This is a genomic window from Brevundimonas sp. 01N35 (assembly GCF_056399785.1).
The window spans coordinates 41,501-60,167 of record NZ_JBFTRZ010000003.1; the positions used below are offsets into that span (position 1 = coordinate 41,501).

At 67.5% G+C, this 18,667-nt stretch carries 17 protein-coding genes; 11 read left to right on the plus strand and 6 right to left on the minus strand.

The window, feature by feature from the left end:
- Nucleotides 1-2: 2 nt before the first annotated feature.
- Nucleotides 3-1,595, minus strand: a complete 1,593-nt coding sequence (locus AC1DJ5_RS03490) for a S10 family peptidase (RefSeq protein ID WP_477019703.1) — start codon at nt 1,593-1,595, stop codon at nt 3-5.
- Nucleotides 1,596-1,768: 173 nt separating this feature from the next.
- Between AC1DJ5_RS03490 and purN the strand changes: the two genes are divergently transcribed.
- Nucleotides 1,769-2,362, plus strand: a complete 594-nt coding sequence (purN, locus tag AC1DJ5_RS03495; RefSeq protein ID WP_477019704.1) for a phosphoribosylglycinamide formyltransferase — start codon at nt 1,769-1,771, stop codon at nt 2,360-2,362.
- Nucleotides 2,363-2,488: 126 nt separating this feature from the next.
- Entirely contained in the window at nt 2,489-4,546 is a 2,058-nt protein-coding gene (locus tag AC1DJ5_RS03500; RefSeq protein ID WP_477019705.1) for a M13 family metallopeptidase, read from the plus strand.
- A gap of 178 nt (nt 4,547-4,724) precedes the next feature.
- On the opposite strand, the gene ndk is transcribed toward AC1DJ5_RS03500, so the two are convergent.
- Nucleotides 4,725-5,144, minus strand: coding sequence for a nucleoside-diphosphate kinase (gene ndk / locus AC1DJ5_RS03505; RefSeq protein WP_477019706.1), 420 nt, complete (start codon nt 5,142-5,144; stop codon nt 4,725-4,727).
- Nucleotides 5,145-5,241: 97 nt separating this feature from the next.
- On the opposite strand from ndk, the gene AC1DJ5_RS03510 reads away from it, so the two are divergent.
- From AC1DJ5_RS03510 to AC1DJ5_RS03520, 3 genes are all read left to right on the plus strand, one after another.
- Nucleotides 5,242-7,125, plus strand: coding sequence for an ABC-F family ATP-binding cassette domain-containing protein (locus tag AC1DJ5_RS03510; RefSeq protein ID WP_477019707.1), 1,884 nt, complete (start codon nt 5,242-5,244; stop codon nt 7,123-7,125).
- Between the two features lie 16 nt (nt 7,126-7,141).
- Entirely contained in the window at nt 7,142-7,399 is a 258-nt protein-coding gene (locus AC1DJ5_RS03515) for a DUF2164 domain-containing protein (protein WP_477019708.1), read from the plus strand.
- Between the two features lie 64 nt (nt 7,400-7,463).
- On the plus strand, nt 7,464-7,859 hold the full coding sequence (locus AC1DJ5_RS03520; RefSeq protein ID WP_477019709.1) for a hypothetical protein: 396 nt from the start codon (nt 7,464-7,466) through the stop codon (nt 7,857-7,859).
- A gap of 6 nt (nt 7,860-7,865) precedes the next feature.
- Here the strand turns inward: AC1DJ5_RS03520 and AC1DJ5_RS03525 are convergent, their stop codons facing one another.
- The 4 genes from AC1DJ5_RS03525 to AC1DJ5_RS03540 form a co-directional block, all read right to left on the minus strand.
- Nucleotides 7,866-8,162, minus strand: coding sequence for a hemolysin (locus AC1DJ5_RS03525; protein WP_477019710.1), 297 nt, complete (start codon nt 8,160-8,162; stop codon nt 7,866-7,868).
- A 22-nt stretch (nt 8,163-8,184) separates the two neighbouring features.
- The gene (locus AC1DJ5_RS03530) at nt 8,185-8,373 is read right to left on the minus strand and encodes a hypothetical protein (RefSeq protein WP_477019711.1); all 189 of its coding nucleotides are present in this window, start codon (nt 8,371-8,373) and stop codon (nt 8,185-8,187) included.
- 140 nt (nt 8,374-8,513) lie between these two features.
- Complete coding sequence (locus AC1DJ5_RS03535) at nt 8,514-8,975, minus strand: DNA polymerase III subunit chi (RefSeq protein WP_441453065.1); 462 nt, start codon at nt 8,973-8,975, stop codon at nt 8,514-8,516.
- 27 nt (nt 8,976-9,002) lie between these two features.
- The gene (locus AC1DJ5_RS03540; RefSeq protein WP_477019712.1) at nt 9,003-10,478 is read right to left on the minus strand and encodes a leucyl aminopeptidase; all 1,476 of its coding nucleotides are present in this window, start codon (nt 10,476-10,478) and stop codon (nt 9,003-9,005) included.
- Between the two features lie 157 nt (nt 10,479-10,635).
- On the opposite strand from AC1DJ5_RS03540, the gene AC1DJ5_RS03545 reads away from it, so the two are divergent.
- From AC1DJ5_RS03545 to rsmA, 6 genes are all read left to right on the plus strand, one after another.
- Nucleotides 10,636-11,769 (plus strand): LptF/LptG family permease, encoded by a 1,134-nt coding sequence (locus AC1DJ5_RS03545; protein WP_441453061.1) that lies wholly within the window; start codon nt 10,636-10,638, stop codon nt 11,767-11,769.
- Nucleotides 11,766-12,869 carry an LPS export ABC transporter permease LptG gene (gene lptG / locus AC1DJ5_RS03550; RefSeq protein WP_441453059.1) on the plus strand — a complete coding sequence of 368 codons (1,104 nt, stop codon included), beginning with the start codon at nt 11,766-11,768 and terminating at the stop codon, nt 12,867-12,869. The genes AC1DJ5_RS03545 and lptG overlap by 4 nt, the downstream gene beginning before the upstream one ends.
- A gap of 40 nt (nt 12,870-12,909) precedes the next feature.
- Nucleotides 12,910-15,369, plus strand: a complete 2,460-nt coding sequence (locus tag AC1DJ5_RS03555) for an LPS-assembly protein LptD (RefSeq protein ID WP_477019713.1) — start codon at nt 12,910-12,912, stop codon at nt 15,367-15,369.
- A 92-nt stretch (nt 15,370-15,461) separates the two neighbouring features.
- Nucleotides 15,462-16,826, plus strand: coding sequence for a peptidylprolyl isomerase (locus AC1DJ5_RS03560; RefSeq protein WP_441453055.1), 1,365 nt, complete (start codon nt 15,462-15,464; stop codon nt 16,824-16,826).
- Entirely contained in the window at nt 16,823-17,842 is a 1,020-nt protein-coding gene (gene pdxA, locus AC1DJ5_RS03565) for a 4-hydroxythreonine-4-phosphate dehydrogenase PdxA (RefSeq protein ID WP_477019714.1), read from the plus strand. The genes AC1DJ5_RS03560 and pdxA overlap by 4 nt, the downstream gene beginning before the upstream one ends.
- A 9-nt stretch (nt 17,843-17,851) precedes the next feature.
- Complete coding sequence (rsmA, locus tag AC1DJ5_RS03570; RefSeq protein ID WP_477019715.1) at nt 17,852-18,661, plus strand: 16S rRNA (adenine(1518)-N(6)/adenine(1519)-N(6))-dimethyltransferase RsmA; 810 nt, start codon at nt 17,852-17,854, stop codon at nt 18,659-18,661.
- The last annotated feature ends 6 nt before the right edge of the window (nt 18,662-18,667 follow it).

The window sequence follows — 18,667 nt, forward strand, 5'->3', positions numbered from 1 at the left end:
GCCTATCGAACCCCGCCGTTCTCGGTTTCCTCGTAGAACTTGGCCAGATCGCGGTGCAGGGCCACCAGCGCGGGGCGGCTCGTGTACATCATGTGTCCGCCCTCATAGTAGGTGAACTCCAGGTTCTGGCGCAGCTTCGGCTCCAGCATCATCTGGGCCAGATCGAACTCGGTCGAGAAGAAGGGCGTGGCGCCGTCGTAATAGCCGTTCAGCGACAGCACCTTCAGATGCGGATTGCGCCGCATCGTCGTGGCCAGATCGACCGCCGTGTTCGGCGTGGTCTGCGGACCACCCACCGGCGGACGGTGGCTCCAGTTCCAGTTGAAGCCCGGCAGGCCGCGCGCCGACTGGCGATACTCCATGTCGGTCCGGTAGTTCAGCGTATTGGCCACATAGTCGTTGAAGATGCCGAAATAGGCCCCCGTGACGGCGCTGCTCGACGGGTCTTCCTCCGGCTCGCCGCCCACGGCGTCGGCGTCCATGCCCAGGTAGCGGGTGTCCAGACGGCCGATGGTCTCACGGCGGTCACGCAGCAGTTCCTTGCGGAACGGCGACAGCTCGACCCTCAGGTTGGCGTTGTCGATGAAGGTCGGCGAGACGCCGATCAGTTCGCTCATCTGCTGGGCGATCTGGGCGCGCTCGGCGTTCGAGATCATGTGACCCTTGGCCAGGGCCGCAGCATAGGGCCCCATGGCGAACTCGCGCGTCCGCTGGACGTGGGCCTCGACCGTGGCTGGGCGGTTCGGCACCTTGTTGTGATACCAGGCCGTGGCTGCATAGGTCGGCAGCAGGGTGATGAAGTTCTGCGCATAGCCCGGCTGGCGCACGCCGTAGTTCATGATCGAGGACAGCAGAATCACGCCGTTCAACGACATCCCCCGGCTTTCCAGCTGATGCGCCACCGCCCCGGTGCGCAGGGTGCCGTAGCTTTCGCCCAGCACATATTTCGGGCTGGACCAGCGGTTGAACTTGGTCGTGTAGCGCATGATGGCGCGGGTGAAGGCGTCCGCGTCCTGATCCACGCCCCAGAAGGCCGAGCCCGGCGTCTCGCCCAGCGGACGCGAATAGCCGGCGCCGACCATGTCGATGAAGACCAGGTCGGTCTTGTCCAGCAGGGTCATGTCGTTGGGGCCGACGTTGAACGGCGCCGGGCGCTCGACCACCGGGCTGTCGGTCTGCACCCGCACGGGGCCGAAGGCCCCCATGTGCAGCCACACGGTCGGCGAGCCCGGACCCCCGTTGTAGAGGTAGGTCACCGGCCGGCTGCCCGCCTGCTGGCCGTCCAGCGTATAGGCGACATAGAACAGGCTGCCCGTCGGCATGCCCGCGTCGTCGCGGATGGTCAGGGTGCCAGCCGTGGCCTTGTAGCGCATGGCGCGACCGTGGGCGGTGATCGAATGGCTGGTCGTCACCTCCTTTTCCTCGGGCGTCGCGCGCGCCCAGTTGCGCTCCACCTGCTCGGCGGTGGCGTTGCGCAGCCGGTCGGCAGCCGAGCGCACGGGGCCAGAGCCTCCGCCGGACGCTTCCTGAGCCGCAGAAACCATCGGCACGGCCAAAATCGCCGTCGCACAGACAGCGGTAAGCAGATGACGCATTGTGAAACTCCCCCTCACGCACCGGATATCCCGGCGCCGGGACGCTAGCGCCAAGCCGGTCCATCCGGCAACGGACTTTGTAACGCCCCCCCTGATAGCGGCATGGGGCTTGCCAAGCCGCCGTCGCGGTCGCATCCCTCGTCTCCTCCCCGATCCGTCGCCCGAGCCGCCCCATGCCGACTGAAACCGCCAAGCCCAAGACGCGCGTGGCCGTGCTGATCTCCGGCTCCGGCACCAACATGGCCTCGCTGATCGCGGCGGGACAGGCGGCGGACGCCCCCTATGAGGTCGTGGTCGTGGTCTCCAACGTGGCGGACGCAGCCGGTCTGGAAAAGGCTCGCGCCGCCGGGGTCGAGGCCCTGACGATTGAACACAAGCCGTTCGGCAAGGACCGCGAAGCGCATGAGCGCGCGCTGGACACCCTGCTGGTAGAGCGGAACATCGAGGTGATCTCCCTCGCCGGTTATATGCGGCTGCTGACGCCCTGGCTGGTGCAGAAATGGGCGGGCAGGATGCTGAACATCCATCCATCCTTGCTGCCCCTCTATCCCGGCCTGAACACCCACGCCCGCGCCATCGAAGCCGGCGACGCCGAGGCCGGTTGCACCGTCCATCTCGTCACCGAAGGGGTCGATGAAGGCCCCGTCCTGGGTCAGGCGCGCGTGCCGATCCTGCCCGGCGACACCGCCGAAACCCTGGCCGAACGGGTCAAGGCAGCGGAACATACGCTGTATCCGCAGACGCTAGCGGCCTTCGTCGCGCACTGACGGCGACGCTTTCCTTAACTATTATTAATGTGACGGTTGGTTCCAGGCGGGAGCAGGTTCGCCGCTCAAGCTCGACCCGGCTCTGCCGGCGACTGCGCTCGCCTGTTTCCACATGGGGAAGACCCGATGCTCAAGACCCGCCTTATGGGCGCCGCCGGCCTGGCGCTCGCCCTCGCGCTCTCCGCCCAGGCCGCCACAGCCCAGAACGCCCACCCCGCCCATGCCGCTGCTGACGCGCCCCAAATCCACCCCTGGGGCTTTGACCTGGGCGGTCGCGATCTGGCGGTGAAGCCGGGCGACGATTTCAACGAATACGCCAACGGGACCTATCTCAGGAACCTGCAGATCCCCGCCGACAAGGCCCGTTTCGGCCCGTTCGACGCCCTTTATGAGAACGCCCAAGGCCAGTTGAAGTCGATCATCGAGACCAGCGCCGCCAACCCGACCAACGCCAACGCCCAGAAGGTCGGCGCCCTCTACGCCAGCTTCATGGACGAGACCCGCGTCAACCAGCTGGGCGCCCAGCCCCTGGCCGCCGATCTGGCCGCCGTGCGCGCCGCTGCGGACCGTTCCGACATCGCCCGCCTGATGGGCGAGAGCCACGCGAAATTCGGCGGCTCGCTGTTCGCCATAGACGTGGCCGAGGATCTGAAGAACCCCCAGTTCAACACCGCCTATATGGGTCAGGGCAACCTCGGCCTGCCCGACCGCGACTATTACCTGAAACCCGATTTCGCGCCTCAGCGTGAAGCCTACGTCGCCTATGTCACCCGCGCCCTGACCGCCGCTGGCTGGGCTGAGCCGGCCCAGGCCGCCGCCGACATCCTGGCCTTCGAGACCAAGGTCGCCGAGAAGCAGTGGACGACGGTCGAGCGTCGCCAGATGGACAAGATCTACAATCCGGCCCCGACCGCCAACCTGGCCAATTTGGCCCCAGGCTTTGACTGGGCCGCCTTCCTGCAAAGCGCCCAGATCGGCGACGTGGACACCATCGTCCTGATGGAAAACACCGCCATCCCGGGCATCGCCCAGGTCTTCGCTGCTACCTCGCTGGACACGCTGAAGGCGTGGGCAGCCTTCCAGATCGTCGATCAGGCTAGCCCCTACCTGTCTGACGCCTTCGTGAACTCGCGCTTCGAGTTCCGCGGCAAGACCCTGCGCGGTCAGCCCGAGAACCGCCCGCGCTGGAACCGCGGCGTCGCCCTGGTCGACAACCAGTTGGGCGAGGTGCTGGGCCAGGAATACGTCCGCCTGCACTTCCCGGCCTCGTCCAAGACGCAGATGGAGGCCCTGGTCGCCAACCTCCGCGCCGCCATGACCGAGCGCCTGAAGAACCTGGACTGGATGAGCGAGCCGACGCGTGAGCAGGCCCTGCTCAAGATGTCCAAGTTCGGCGTGAAGATCGGCTACCCCGAGAAATGGCGCAGCTATGACGGGCTGGAGCTGTCGGCGGGCGACCTCTACGGCAATGTCGAGCGGGCCTCGGCCTTCGACTGGGCGTGGAAGCGCGGCAAGATCGGCCAGCCGGTCGATCCGCTGGAATGGATCATGACGCCTCAGACGGTGAACGCCTACTACAACCCGCCGCGCAACGAGATCGTCTTCCCCGCCGCCATCCTGCAACCGCCCTTCTTCGATCCCAAGGCGGACCCGGCGATCAACTACGGCGGCATCGGCGCCGTCATCGGCCACGAGATCACCCACGGCTTCGACGATCAGGGTCGCAAGTCCGACGCCGACGGCGTGCTGCGCGACTGGTGGACGCCCGAGGACGCCGCCCGCTTCGACGCCCGCGCCAAGGTCCTGGGCGCCCTCTACGACGCTCAGGAGCCCATTCCGGGCGTGCATATCAACGGCGACCTGACCATGGGCGAGAACATCGCCGATCTTGGCGGCCTGCTGATGGCGCTGGACGCCTATCATCGCAGCCTCAACGGCCAGCCGGCCCCGGTGATCGACGGCCTGACGGGCGATCAACGCGTCTTCCTGGGCTGGGCCCAGGTCTGGCGCCAGAAGTCGCGCGAGGCGGCGTTGAAGGAGCAACTGACCACCGACCCGCACTCGCCGGGCGCCGCCCGCGCCGCCACTCCGCCGCGCAACATCGACGCCTGGTACACGGCCTTCGGCGTCAAGCCGGGTCAGGCGGAGTACCTCGCTCCGGACAAGCGCGCCCGCATCTGGTAGGCGCGACCTCCCTACGGACATGAGAACGGCGTCGGCTGCAAAGCCGACGCCGTTTCTTTTTGCCCGCGACCCAAAAGAAAGGCCCGCCTCCGTTTCCGAAGGCGGGCCGCTTTATCCCTGCCAGGCCGCGTCGGGTCGAAAAGGCGGAGCCTTTTGACCGCGGCCCAACAAGAAAGCCTTAGCCAACGATGTCGGCGTCGGTGAAGAACTGGGCGATTTCGATGCCGGCGTTTTCCAGCGAGTCCGAACCGTGGACCGAGTTCTCGCCGATCGACAGGGCGAACAGCTTGCGGATGGTGCCTTCGGCGGCGTCGTTCGGGTTGGTGGCGCCCATGACTTCGCGGTATTTGGCGACGGCGCCTTCGGCTTCCAGCACCTGCACGACGACCGGCTCAGCGATCATCTGGCCGACCAGTTCGCCGTAGAAGGGACGCTCGGCGTGCACTTCGTAGAATTTCTTGGCTTGGGCTTCGGTCAGCTTGATGCGGCGTTGAGCGACGATGCGCAGGCCTGCGCCTTCGATGACGGCGTTGATCGCGCCGGTCAGGTTGCGGCGCGTGGCGTCGGGTTTCAGGATCGAGAAAGTACGTTCGGTCATGGCGAAGACTCTTTGCAGTTTGGAGGATTGAGGGTCGCGGGCTTATAGCGGCGCCCTCCCCGCTTTCCAACCGCCACCTGAACGTCAGACGCTCGCAATGCTCCAGATCACCAACCTGACGTTCAACGCCTGGGGCCGCCAGTTCCTCGACGACGCCTCCGTCAGCCTGCCGCCGGGCTCCAAAGTCGGCCTAGTGGGCCGCAACGGCATCGGCAAGTCGACCCTGTTCAAGCTGATCCTGGGCGAACTGGCCGCCAACGGCGACGAAGTCAGCCTGCCCAAGACCGCCCGCGTCGGCTCGGTGGATCAGGAACACCCGGCCACGCCCGACAGCGTGCTGGACACCATTCTGGAAGCGGACGCCGAACGCCATGACCTGCTGACCCGGCTGGAAACCGCGCCGCCGGAAGAGATGGGCGAGATCTGGGCGCGACTGATCGACATCGACGCCGACTCGGCGCCCGCCCGCGCCGGTGAAATCCTGGCCGGCCTCGGCTTCAGCCAGGAGGACCAGCAGCGCCCCATGTCCGAGTTCTCGGGCGGCTGGCGGATGCGCGTAGCCCTGGCCGCGGCCCTGTTCTCAGAGCCGGACATGCTGCTGCTCGACGAACCGACCAACTACCTCGACCTGGAAGGCGCGCTCTGGCTCGAAAGCCGGCTGCAGAAATATCCGCACACGGCCCTGATCATCAGCCACGACCGCGAACTGCTGAACAACAGTTGCACCCACACCCTGCACCTGGCGAACCGCAAGCTGGAGCTCTACACCGGCGGCTACGACATGTTCGAAAAGGCGCGCGCCGAGAAGGCTCGCCTGCAACTGTCGGCCAAGGCCAAGCAGGACGCCGAGCGGGCTCACCTGCAAGCCTTCGTGGACCGCTTCAAGGCCAAGGCCTCCAAGGCCGCTCAGGCCCAGTCGCGGATGAAGCGCCTGGCCAAGATGGAGCCGGTCTCGACGACGATCGAGGAACGCGTCGCCCCCTTCACCCTGCCGTCGCCGCCGCGTCCTCTGGCGCCGCCGCTGATCCGTCTGGAACGCGCCAACGTCGGCTATGAGACCGGCAAGCCGATCCTGCGCAATCTGAACCTGCGCATGGACCTGGACGACCGCATCGGCCTGCTGGGCGTCAACGGCGCCGGCAAGTCGACCTTCGCCAAGATGATCGCCGGCGCACTGAACGTCTCCGAGGGCGAACTTCACCGCGACAAGAAGATGCGCGTGGGCTGGTTCCACCAGCATCAGATCGAGGCCATGGACCCGACCGACACCCCGCTGGAGATCATCCGCCGGGCCATGCCGGAAGCCAACGAAAGCAGCCGCCGCTCCAAGCTGGCTCAGTTCGGCCTGGGCTACGAAAAGCAGGAAACCACGGTCGAGAGCCTGTCGGGCGGCGAGCGCGCCCGACTGCTGCTGAACATGGTGGCGATGGACGCCCCCCACGTCCTGATCCTCGACGAACCGACCAACCACCTGGACATCGACAGCCGCCGCGCCCTGCTGGACGCGCTGAACGACTACAACGGCGCCGTCATCCTGATTACCCACGACCGCTCGCTGATGGAGATGGTCGCCGACCGTCTGTGGCTGGCCGCGGACGGCACGGTGAAGCCCTATGAGGGCGACATGGACGACTATCAGAAGTTCGTCCTCGACCGCGCCAAGGCCGCCGCCGTCAAGCCCAGCCAGATCAAGCAGGAGGCCGCAGCCGCAGCCCCCGCTCAAGGCGGCAAGAAGAAGAACGACAAGAAATCAGGGCCTTCGCCCTCAACCCTGCGCCACGCAGTGAAGAAGGCCGAGGAGCGCATGGCCGCCCTGACCGCCGAGGTCGCTCGCATCGACGACGACCTGTCCAACGCCGCCGTGTCCAATCCCAAGGCGCTGGAAGGCCTGACGCGCGCCCGCGCCAAGACCCAGTCCGATCTGGAGGCCGCCGAGGCCGCCTGGGTCGAGGCCGAAGAAGCCCTGGCCGCCGTTTCCTGATGAACAAAGCTTCCTGATGACCAAGCCGATCCAGTTCACCAAGGAAGAGCGCGCCGCCATCGGCGGTCGCATCCGCGACTTTTTCGCCAAGGAACTGGATCAGGACATCAGCCAGCTTCAGGCCGAGATGGTGCTGGAATTCTTCGGCGGGCAGATTGGCGGCTGGTTCTACAATCGCGGCCTGGCCGACGCGCAGGCCGTGGTCGCGGCCAAGGCCGAGGACATCGCCGACGCCATCTATGCGCTGCAGCGAAACGAGCCGCCGCTTCGGTAATACCCACGTTCTTTCATTCGCGAGAATCGTGCGACGGCTTGCTCACCCGATCCATGGAGCCGTCATGATGAAAACCTTCGTCGCGCTCGCCCTGACCGCGAGCCTGCTCTCGCCGGCAGCCGCCCTGGCGCAAGACGCCACGCCGCAGCGTTACGCGGTGGAGCTTCAGGTGATGGAGGCCGGCAAGGACGTGGTCGTGGCGCGCACCTTCGTGGCGGAAGGCCACCCGGCGACCCTGACGCTTAACGCGGACAAGGATGCGCTTGAGTTCAACGCCAACATCTACACCCAGCAGGGCGACGGCGCGGACGACCTGCTGGTCACCGAGATCAGCCTGGCGCGCAACGGCGAAGAAATCGCCGCGCCACGTATGATGATGAGGCGCGGCGGAACGGCGCGCTATGAAGTCGGGACCGAGGGGGCCGATGCGGTCCGCATCACGGTCAAGCCTGCCCCCTGAGCCGCATCAGCCGCAGTTGACGCGCGTCACCAGATCGCTCTTGTCGTCGTAGGTGAAGGTCACGCGGTTCTCGCGGAAATCCATCGTGGCGGCGCAGCTGCTGCACAGGACGCGGAAGATACGGCCGGCCGGCGCTGTCGGAATCGTCGAGCGGTTGCGGCCGACATATTCCTGATAATCGCTGGCCTTGCAGGTCACCGGCGTCGCCTCGGCGCCCGGGGTCGGCGTCGTGCTCTGGCTCGGGGCGCAGGCCGAGAGCGCCACGGCGCTCGCGAAGGCGGTCAGCATCAGCATCGTCTTCATGGCGTCTCTCTCCGTTTTCGGCCTAGCCGCAGCCCACGCGTTCGACGATGCCGGTTTTCTGATTGTAGAAGATATTCAATCGGTAAGGTGAGTAGTCTTCGGTAACGGGACAGGTGGTGCAGGCCACCCTTCGGTTCACCACATCCACCGGAACGGGAATCTCGGTTTTGGGTTTCCCGACCAGCCACTGAAGCTCGCCCGCCTTGCACATGTCGGCGTCGGTCTGAGGCAGACGCGTGACGACCGGCTGGCTCTGGCGCTGTTCAACGATGCGGGGGGCGGTCGGAGCCGCGGGCGAGGAAGAAGAGCAGCCGGCGACCGCTAGCAGCCCCGAGACGGTCAGGGCGGCGATCAGGCCGCCTTTTCCCAGCGCCCTTCGTCCGTCTGTTTCCAGTAGGCCAGATTGGCGTGCGCCGCCTTCAGCGTGCGCCAGCGCTGCCGCGCGAACTGCAACGCCTGTTCGTTTCGACCGTCGAAAATGATGAAGCACCGCTCGTACCCCTCCGTGGCCCCCAGCTCTGACTCATCGACGATGAACAGCGCCTGAGCAACGTTCAGGTTGTCGCCCGATTCGGACAGCAGGATCGGCTGGCGCGCGGCGTGGTCGTCCGACGCCCGGCCATGCGGCAGGAAGCTGTCGGCGCGATAGGTCCACAGATGTTCGTCGATGTCGTCGAGGCGGTGCGACGTCGCCCCGCGCACCAGCGCGCGCCAGCCCCGCTGGAGGGTCTTCTCCAGCAGGCCCGGCAGCACCTGATCCAGCGTCGAGCGCTCCAGGTGGTAGAACCAGATTTCCGGCTTTGCGTCAGACACCCGGCCCTACCCCCTAAATGCGTCGGATCAGGCTTCGTAGGTGTCGGCGACCATACGGTCCAGCAGACGCACGCCCCAGCCCACGGCGCCGTCCGGCACGGTCGGGTTGCGGCTGTCCTTGACCCAGGCGGTCGGAGCGATGTCGATGTGCGCCCACGGCACGCCGTTGGTGAAGCGCTGCAGGAACAGGGCGGCGGTGATCGAGCCACCGGCGCGGCCGTTGCCGGTGTTCTTCACGTCGGCGATCGGACTGTCGATGTGACGCTCGTATTGCGCCGGGATCGGCATGCGCCAGACGTTTTCGCCGACCTTGGGACCGGCGGCCAGGATACCGTTCGCCACGCCGTCGTCGTTCGAGAAGACGCCCGCGTATTCCAGACCCAACGAGATGATCATGGCGCCCGTCAGGGTGGCCAGGTCGATCATGAATTTCGGCTTGAAACGCTCCTGCGTGTACCAGAGCGCGTCCGCCAGAACGAGGCGGCCCTCAGCGTCGGTGTTCAGGACTTCGACGGTCTGGCCCGACATGGACACGACCACGTCGCCCGGACGCTGGGCCGCGCCGTCAGGCATGTTCTCGACCAGACCCAGGACGCCGACGGCGTTGACCTTGGCCTTGCGGCCCGCCAGCGCGTGCATCAGGCCGGCCACGGCGGCGGCGCCGCCCATGTCCCACTTCATCTCTTCCATGCCGTCGGCCGGCTTCAGGCTGATACCGCCGGTGTCGAAGCAGACGCCCTTGCCGACGAAGGCGATGGGGGCCTCGCCCGCCTTGCCGCCGTTCCACTTGATGACGGCCAGTTGGCTTTCACGCACCGAGCCCATGCCGACGGCCAGCAGGGTGCGCATGCCCAGCTTTTCCATCTCGGCTTCGCCCAGGATCTCGACTTCCAGGCCCAGGCTTTCCAGGTCCTTCACGCGGCGCGCGAACTCGGCCGGGTAGAGGACGTTCGCCGGCTCAGCGACCAGATCGCGCGAGAACAGGACGGCGTCGGCGACGGCCGACAGCGGCTGGAAGGCGGCCTCGGCGGCCTTCACGTCCGAGGTGACGACGCGAATTGTCGTGACCGAGGGAATCTTGTCGGCCTTCTCCTTGGTCAGGTATTTGGCGAAACGGTAGGCGGCCAGACGCGCGGCGAAGGCGGCGCGAGCGGCGTGCTCGGGCGACAGGTGGGCGGCGTCGAAGGTCAGGACTTCCGCGCCCGACAGCTTGGTCGCGTGATAGGCGGCGGCGGCGGCGGTTTCGACCGCCAGGTCGTCCAGCTTGTCCGACGCGCCCGCGCCGACCAGCAGAACCGAGTTGGCGTCGACGCCGGCCGGAGCGGCCACGGTCAGGGTGCTGTTCGCGCCGCCAGTGAAGCGGCTGTTCGTCATCGCCTTGGTCAGGGCGCCCGACGCTGCGGCGTCCAGGGCCGAGCCCGTGCCGACCAGCGCGCGCCCGTCATGGACCAGCACGGCAAGGATTTCGGCGGAGCCGGGCGAAGCGACGAACTCGATTTTCATTAAACCTACTCCAGGCCGAGGTTCTGTGCCCCGGTCGTGCTTGAAACAGACATAGGCGCACCGGCTGTTTCGCCGTTGCGCTCGGATGTGTATTACATGGCCCGCATCGCTCGCGGCTGCAACTCGCTCGCCTCCCGAAACGCTTTCTTTCCCGACCATGACGCTGATTCAGGGCTATCTTTTCCGCCAGATCGGTCTGCCCGTCGTGGCGGCGTGCGCGGCGCTGGCCGGAATCGGCCTTTTGAGCCAGAGCCTGGATCAGCTCGAAGTCATCGTCGAACGCGGCCAGAGCGTCTGGGTCATGGCCAAGCTGACCTTGCTGGCCCTGCCGCAGTTGGTCGCCGTGATCCTGCCCATCGGCCTGTTCGTCGGGGCCCTGATCGCCCTGACGCGTCTGCAGCGCGAACAGGAGTTGACCGCCGCCTACGCCGCCGGCGTCAGTCGCTGGTCGCTGATCCGGCCCGCCATCCGCATCGCCGTCATCGTCGCCGTGGCGGCCCTGATCACCAATGTCTTCGTCCAGCCCTGGGCCCAGCGCGAGGCGCGGCGTCAGGCCTTCGCCATCCGCACCGACCTAGCCGCCCTGCTGGTCGAGGAAGGCCAGTTCGTTCAGGGGCCGGGCGGACTGACCGTTTATGTGCAGCAGATCGAGCAGAACGGCCTGCTCAAGAACCTGTTCGTCTATCTGGACAACGGCAAGACGGTGACGACCTGGGACGCCGAGACCGCGCGCTTCGGCCGGGTCGACGGCGTGCCCGTCCTGACCATGCAGAATGGGTCGATGCAGCGTTATTCGTCGCGCGACGTGCTGAACCAGCTGTCGTTCGACCAACAGGTGTTCGACCTGTCGCCCTATACCCAGACCACCGAGCGCATTCGTTTCAAGCCGTCGGACATGTGGCTGACCGAACTGTTCGACCCCACGCCGGCCCTGCTGGAAAGCGCGGGAACCCGCGGCGAACTGATGGCCGAGGCCCATTCTCGCCTGGCCTCGCCCCTCTACGCGCTGGCGGCGATGGCGCTGGCGCTCACGGCCATCCTCGGCGGATCGTTCAGCCGCACCGGCTACAGCGGGCGGATCGCCAAGGCGGCGGGCGTCTTCCTCGTGGTGCGGGTCATCGGCTACGGCCTGGTCGCGGCCAGCGCCTGGAACGGCGCGCTGAACCTGCTTCAGTATCTGCTGCCGCTGGCGACCTGTTTCGTGGCCCTTCGCCTGCTGTTCCGCGCGCTCAAGCCGCACCGGCGGCGCATCTGGGCGCCCTATGAGCGCTTCAAGGCGAGGTTCGCATGAGGGTCCGTCTCGGCCGCATAGAGCGCTATGTGCTGATCCAGCAGTTGCGCGCCCTGGCCGTCGCCCTGGCCATCATCTCGACGTTGGTGATGCTGATCGACTTCGTCGAGGTGTCGCGCGGGCTGAACTCGTCCGGCGAGCTTTCCAGCGCCCGCATCTTCGGCCTGGTGCTGCTGAAGTCGCCGACCGTGATCGTCCAGTTGCTGCCCTTCGTCTTCCTGTTCGGCACCCTGGCGGCCTTCGTGGGCCTGAACCGGCGCAGCGAACTGATCGCCATGCGCGCAGCCGGCGTCTCGGCCTGGCGCTTCGTCCTGCCCGCGGCCGCGGCGGCCCTGGTGCTCGGCGTCCTCACCGTCACGGTGTTCGGCCCCATGGCCGCCGCCGGCGACGGCATGTGGCAGCGCGAGCGGGGCCGCATCTCCGGCTCGACCCCCGGCGTCGAAACACAGGAAGCTGTCTGGCTGCGCGAGGGCGACGCCGCGCGCCAGATGATCATTCGCGGCGCGCGTCAGGAACAAGCCAGCGGACGCCTGCTGGACGCCACCTTCTTCATCTACACGACCACGACCGGCGGCCGCCGCACCTTCACCGAGCGGATCGACGCCGCCACCGCCACCCTGAACGCCGGACGCTGGCGCCTAACCGACGCCACGGGGGCGCAGACCGGCCAGCGCGCCGTGCGCTACGCCACGCTCGACCTCCCCTCCAACCTGGCGGACAAGGAGGCGTTCCAGCGCTTCGCCCGCCCGCAGTCGACGCCCTTCTGGTCGCTGCCGAACCAGATTCAGCGAATCGAGGACGCAGGCTTCGCCTCGACCGCCTATCGCCTGCGCCTGCAACAGCTTCTGGCCACGCCGCTGATGTTCGCCGCCATGTCGATTCTGGCGGCGGCTTTCTCGCTGCGTCTGATGCGCCTGGGCGATCTGGCGAAGATGACGGTGGCGGCGGTGGTGCTGGGCTTCGCCTTCTTCTTCGTGAACCAGTTTTCCTCGGCCATGGGTTCGGCCGAGGTCGTGCCGCCTGTCCTGGCCGCCTGGCTGCCGCCCGTGTTGACGGCGCTCGCCGCCTTTACCTTGCTGTTCTATACCGAAGACGGCTAATCGGACGGTTTCCGGTCGCCCGGCAATGAGTGGATTCCGCATGAGTGATCGCCGCACATCCCGAGAGGGAGCCCTGCGCGCCCGGCTCCTGGCCGGCGCCGCTGCGATCGCCTGCCTGCCCGCCCTTCCCGCGATGGCCCAGGACCCCGCCTCGACGCCCCGCCCCGCCCCGACGACCGCCGCCCGGCCCGCGCCCGGCGCTGACGGCCTGGAGCCGGGCGCCGTCTATGTGGACGCCGCGTCCGCCAGCCGCCAGGGCGACGTCATCACCGCCGACGGCACGGCGCTGGACCGGGTCTTCGCGCGTTTCCGCGACCACAGCCTGCGGGCCGAGGGCGTCACCTATGACCTCAAGACCGGCGCCGCCACCGCTGTCGGCCACGCCGAACTGACCGCGCCGGACGGCACGGTCGTTCACGCCAGCCGCATCGAACTGGATTCCAACTTCAAGGCCGGCGTGGCCACCGATCTGGCCCTGCGCCTCGCCAATGGCGCCAGCCTGATGGCCGCGACGGCGGTTCGCCGCTCCCAGAACGTCAGCGAACTGAACCGCGTCATCTTCACGCCCTGCCCGATCTGCGACGTGAACGGCCCCAAACAGCCCAGCATTTCGATCCAGGCCGACAAGGCGGTCCAGGACGAGAATCTGCGGGCCATCCTGTATCGCAACGTGGTCTTCCGTGTCGGCGGAATCCCCGTCTTCTACCTGCCCGTCTTCGCCCACCCCGATCCCAGCGTGGACCGGGCCTCGGGCTTCCTGATCCCCTTCCCCGACTATGACGAAGGGCGGGGTTTCTCGCTGGAGACGCCCTATCTCCACGTCGTTTCCCCGTCCGAAGACTGGCTGATCAGCCCGCAGATCAACACCAAGGTCGCGCCGCTGCTGAACCTGCAATGGCGGCGGCGCTTCGACGACGGCATGATCGTGGTCCGGGGCGGCTACACCTATGAGCGCAACTTCGGCGACTTCGATCTGAACGGCGACGGCAACGCCGAGAGCAACGTCCGCTTCGGCGACCGCACCAGCAGAAGCTACGTGCTGGCGCACGGTAAATTCGACCTCGAGGGGCCCTGGCGCTGGGGCTTCACCGCCGAGCGCACCTCGGACAAGACCCTCTTCGACCGCTACAATGTGCGCGATCCCTATCAGGACAACGGCCTCTACTACGGCGACCGCCGCCGTCTGATCAGCCAGATCTACGCCGAGCGTCAGACCCAGCGGTCCTATCTGTCGGTGGCCGCCTTCTCGATCCAGAGCCTGCGGGTCGCGCAGTTCAACGCCGTCACGCCCGCCCTGAACATCTTCGAGGACGACAAGACCCTGCCGCTGGTCGCGCCGCTGATCGACGCTCGGTGGGAACCCGAAGGCCCCGTGTTCGGGGGCCGGCTGCGTCTGCACGGCTCGGCGGTCGCATTGACGCGCGACGCCTATGTCGGCTTCCCGACGCTGTCTCCCGAACTGATTCCCTCTGGACCGACCGACGGCCTTCCTGGGGTGGACAGCCGCCGCGTCACGGGCCAGGTCGACTGGCGCCGCACCCTGATCTCGCCGATGGGCCTGCGCTGGGAACCGTTCGTCGACGCCCGATTGGACGTCTATTCGGTCGACGACCTGCCGCCGATGATGGGCGTGACCTCGGACGTCCTCACACGCGGTCGCGCCAGCGCCGGCGTGGACGTCAGCTACCCCCTGTATCGCCGGCTCAGCGCCCACGCGGATCTGATTCTCGAGCCCATGGCCCAGGTGTCGGTGTCGACCGACGCCGATCTGGATCCTCGCATTCCCAACGAAGACAGCCAGACGCTGGAACTGGACGACTCGTCGCTGTTCCGCATGGACCGCTTCCCGGGCTACGACCTGATGGAGGGCGGGCCGCGTTTCACGGCCGGCGCACGCGCGACCCTGCGTTGGGACGCGGGCCGCTCCGCCAGCCTCTTCATCGGCCGCAGCATACGCGCCGAAGACCAGCGCGAGTTCCTGACGCCGATTCCCGACGACCCTGCGCGCCTCTACGATCCCTCGGGTCTGGCCTCGCGCACCTCGGACTGGGTGGTTCAGGCCACCTTCTCGCCGTCCGACCGAATCCGCGGCTGGGCCCACGCGACCATCGACCCGAACGGCAACGTGCGTCGCGGCGAGACGACCGTCGATGGTCGCTGGGGCCGCCGCAATCTGGCGAGCCTGAGCTACATCATCGACCGCTCCAATCCGCTCGCCGGCCCGCTGAACCGCAACTACGAGTTTGTCCAGCTTACCGGCCAACAGTTCGTCTACGGCAACTGGGGCGTGGCGGTGAACGGCATCGCCGATCTGGAACGCGACATCATCACCCGCTCCGAAGTGGGCCTTCTGTTCGACGACGACTGCTTCCGCGTCGAACTTGGCTGGCGTCGCGACAACACCCGGGTGCGCCCGACCGGCCCCTCGGAAGGGGTCTATATTCGTCTTAACCTCGCCACTTTTGGAGGTTCAGGCTATGATCGAAGTGATATGCGGTAAGCATGGCGTGCAGGGGCGTGCGCCCGCCATGGCTCAGGATCGTCTATGATGCTGCTGGGCCGGACGAGACTGCTAGGGAATCAGGACTGACGATGCGTTTGATGCGTTATACGACGGGCGTGGCCATGGCCGCCCTCATCGCCGGCTCAGCCGTCGGTCAGTCCGCGGCCCAGACGGCGCCTGCGCCGCGGGCCACCGCTCCGGCTCCGGCCGCGGGGACGCTGAATCCCGCCGCCGAAGAAGCGCCCCAGCGCCCGACCGCGACCCCGCAGTTCCGCCTGTCGGACGGCATCATCGCCACAGTCAACGACCGGATCATCACGGGCTACGATCTGCGCCAGCGGATGCTGGTCCTGATGGCCATGACCCAGGTCCAGCCGACCGAAGAGAACATCGGCGCCATCCAGCAGCAGGCGCTCAACGATCTGATCGAGCAGCATCTGCAGGCCGCCGAGATCGCCAAGTTCGAGCAGTTGAAGATCACGGACCAGGAAGTCGACGAAGAGATCGCCGGCATGGCCCGCGAGGCCGGCACCACCGGCCCGAACTACATGGCCTTCCTGGAACAGGGCGGCATCCGTCCCCAGGCCTTCCGCGAACAACTTCGCACCGAGATCGGCTGGCGCGACCTGGTCGGCGGCCGCTTCCGCGATCGCGCCAAGGTCAGCCGCGCCCAGGTCGAACAGGCCATGCGCCAGCTGACCGAATCGGCCACCAAGCCCCAGTATCTGGTCGGCGAAATCTATCTTGAGGCCAGCCGCGTCGGCGGCATGCAGGAGGCCATGAACGGCGCCCGCCAACTGGTGCAGCAGATGATTCAAGGCGCGCCCTTCATGGCCGTGGCTCGCCAGTTCTCGGCCGCGCCCTCGGCGGCCCGCGGCGGCGACGCCGGCTGGGTGGTCCAGGGCACGGTCCAGCCCGCCCTGGAACAGGCCATGGAAGCCCTGACCGTCGGCCAGCTGTCCAATCCGATCCCGGTCGATGGCGGCGTCTACATCCTCTACATGCGCGACAAGCGCTCGGGCGCAGCGACCAGCCTGGTGCAGATGAAACAGGTCATGATCGAGCTGCCGGAAACCGCCGGCGAAGCCGAAGTGACCGCCGCCACCCAGCGGCTTGAGGCGATCCGCAGCGGGCTCACCTGCGACAACATCCTGCAACGCGCCCGGTCGGAACAGGGCATGCAAGGCGCCGATCTGGGCGAGAGCGACGTGGCCAACCTGCTGCCGCAGTTCCAGCAGGTCGCCCGTTCGGCGGATGTCGGCACGGTCAGCAGCGTCGTGCGCACCCCGCTGGGCGTCCACCTCCTGGCCGTCTGCGGTCGTCGTCTCGGCGGCCCGGAGGCGCCGTCGGCTCGCGAAGTCGAATCGCGTCTGCAAAATCAGAACTACGCCATGCTGGGCCGGCGCTATCTGCGCGACCTGCGGGCCGACGCCCTGATCGAAATCAAGCAATGACGACCGGGCGGCCGCTCATCGTCACGATGGGCGACCCCGCCGGCGTGGGGCCAGAGATCATCGCCAAGGCGTGGCCCGTTCTGGCCACGCCGCCCGGCCCGCTCGCCCCTGTCACCCCCTTCGCCGTCATCGGCGACGCCGACGTGCTCGCGGCCCAGGGCGTCAAGGTCGAACAGATCTTCAGCCCGTCCGAGGCCGCCGCCGTCTTCGGCCGCGCCATCCCCCTCCTGCACCACCCGGCCCCCGCCCCGGTGACGCCGGGCCAGCCCGACCCGCGCAACGCCGTCGCTGTGGCCGACTGGATCGAGCGCGCCGTCGATCTGGTCATCTCGGGCGAAGGGAGCGGCGTCGTCACCGCCCCCATCGCCAAGGCGCCGATGTACGCCTCGGGCTTCCGCTTCCCCGGCCATACCGAGTTCATCGCCGAACTGACCGCCGACATGCCGTTTTCCGGCACGCGAGGCCCGGTCATGATGCTGACCGCCAAGAACCTGCGCGCCTGTCTGGTGACCATCCATGTCGCCATCGATCAACTGCCGGAACTGGTGACGGCGGAGCGGGTCATGCGCGTGGCCCGCGTCGTCCACGAATCGATGAAGCGCGATTTCGGCATCAATGCCCCGCGGCTGGCCATGGCCGCCCTGAACCCCCACGCAGGCGAAGGCGGCGCCATCGGCCTGCAGGAAATCAAAGTCCTGCGGCCTGCGGCTGAAGCCCTGCGCGCCGAGGGGCTGAACATCACCGACCCCCTGCCCGCCGACACCCTGTTCCACGACGAAGCCCGCGCCCGCTATGACGCGGTCGTCTGCCTCTATCACGATCAGGCCCTGATCCCGGTCAAGACGCTGGACTTCTGGGGCGGGGTGAACGCCACCCTCGGCCTGCCCATCGTGCGCACCTCGCCCGACCACGGCACCGGCTTCGACATCGCCGGCAAGGGGATCGCCCGCGCCGACAGCTTCATCGCCGCCGTGCGACTGGCTTCAGAGATGGCGGCGGCGCGCGCCACGCGCTAAGCGGTTCGTATGACGGACCTCCCCTCCCTTCGCGAAACGCTCGACGCCCACGGCCTGCTGGCCAAGAAGAGCTTCGGCCAGCATTTCCTGCTGGACCTCAACGTTACGCGCAAGATCGTCCGCTACGCCGGTCCGTTCGAGGGCCGCGCCGTGATCGAGGTCGGCCCCGGCCCAGGCGGCCTGACCCGCGCCATTCTGGAAAGCGACGCAGGGCGCGTGGTTCTGGTCGAGAAGGACCCCCGCTTCATCCCCCTGCTCAGCGAACTGGACGACGGTTCCGGCCGCCTGACCATCGTCGAGGGCGACGCCCTGAACGTGCGCGAGGCGCAACTGGTCGAGGGGCCGACGCATCTGGTGTCGAACCTGCCCTACAACGTCGGCACGCCCCTGCTGATCAAGTGGCTGACCGGCCCGTGGACGCCCTGCGCCCTGACCCTGATGTTCCAGAAGGAGGTGGCCGAGCGCATCGTGGCCGGCCCAGGCGACGACGCCTATGGCCGTCTGGCCGTCATCACCCAGGCGGTCGCCGAGGCCCGCATCGTCATGCACCTGCCCGCCGCCGCCTTCACCCCGCCGCCCAAGGTGGCCTCGGCGGTCGTGCATGTCGTCCCGCTGGCTGATCGCCCCTCGCCCGAACGGCTGAAGAAGCTGGAACGCGTCACCGCCGCCGCCTTCGGCCAGCGCCGCAAGATGCTGCGCTCCAGCCTGAAACAACTCGGCGGCGCCGCCCTGTGCGAAGCCGCCGGCATCGAACCCGACGCCCGCGCCGAAGTCATCGACATCGCCGGCTTCCTGCGCCTTGCCGACGCCCTGAAGTAAGCCTGC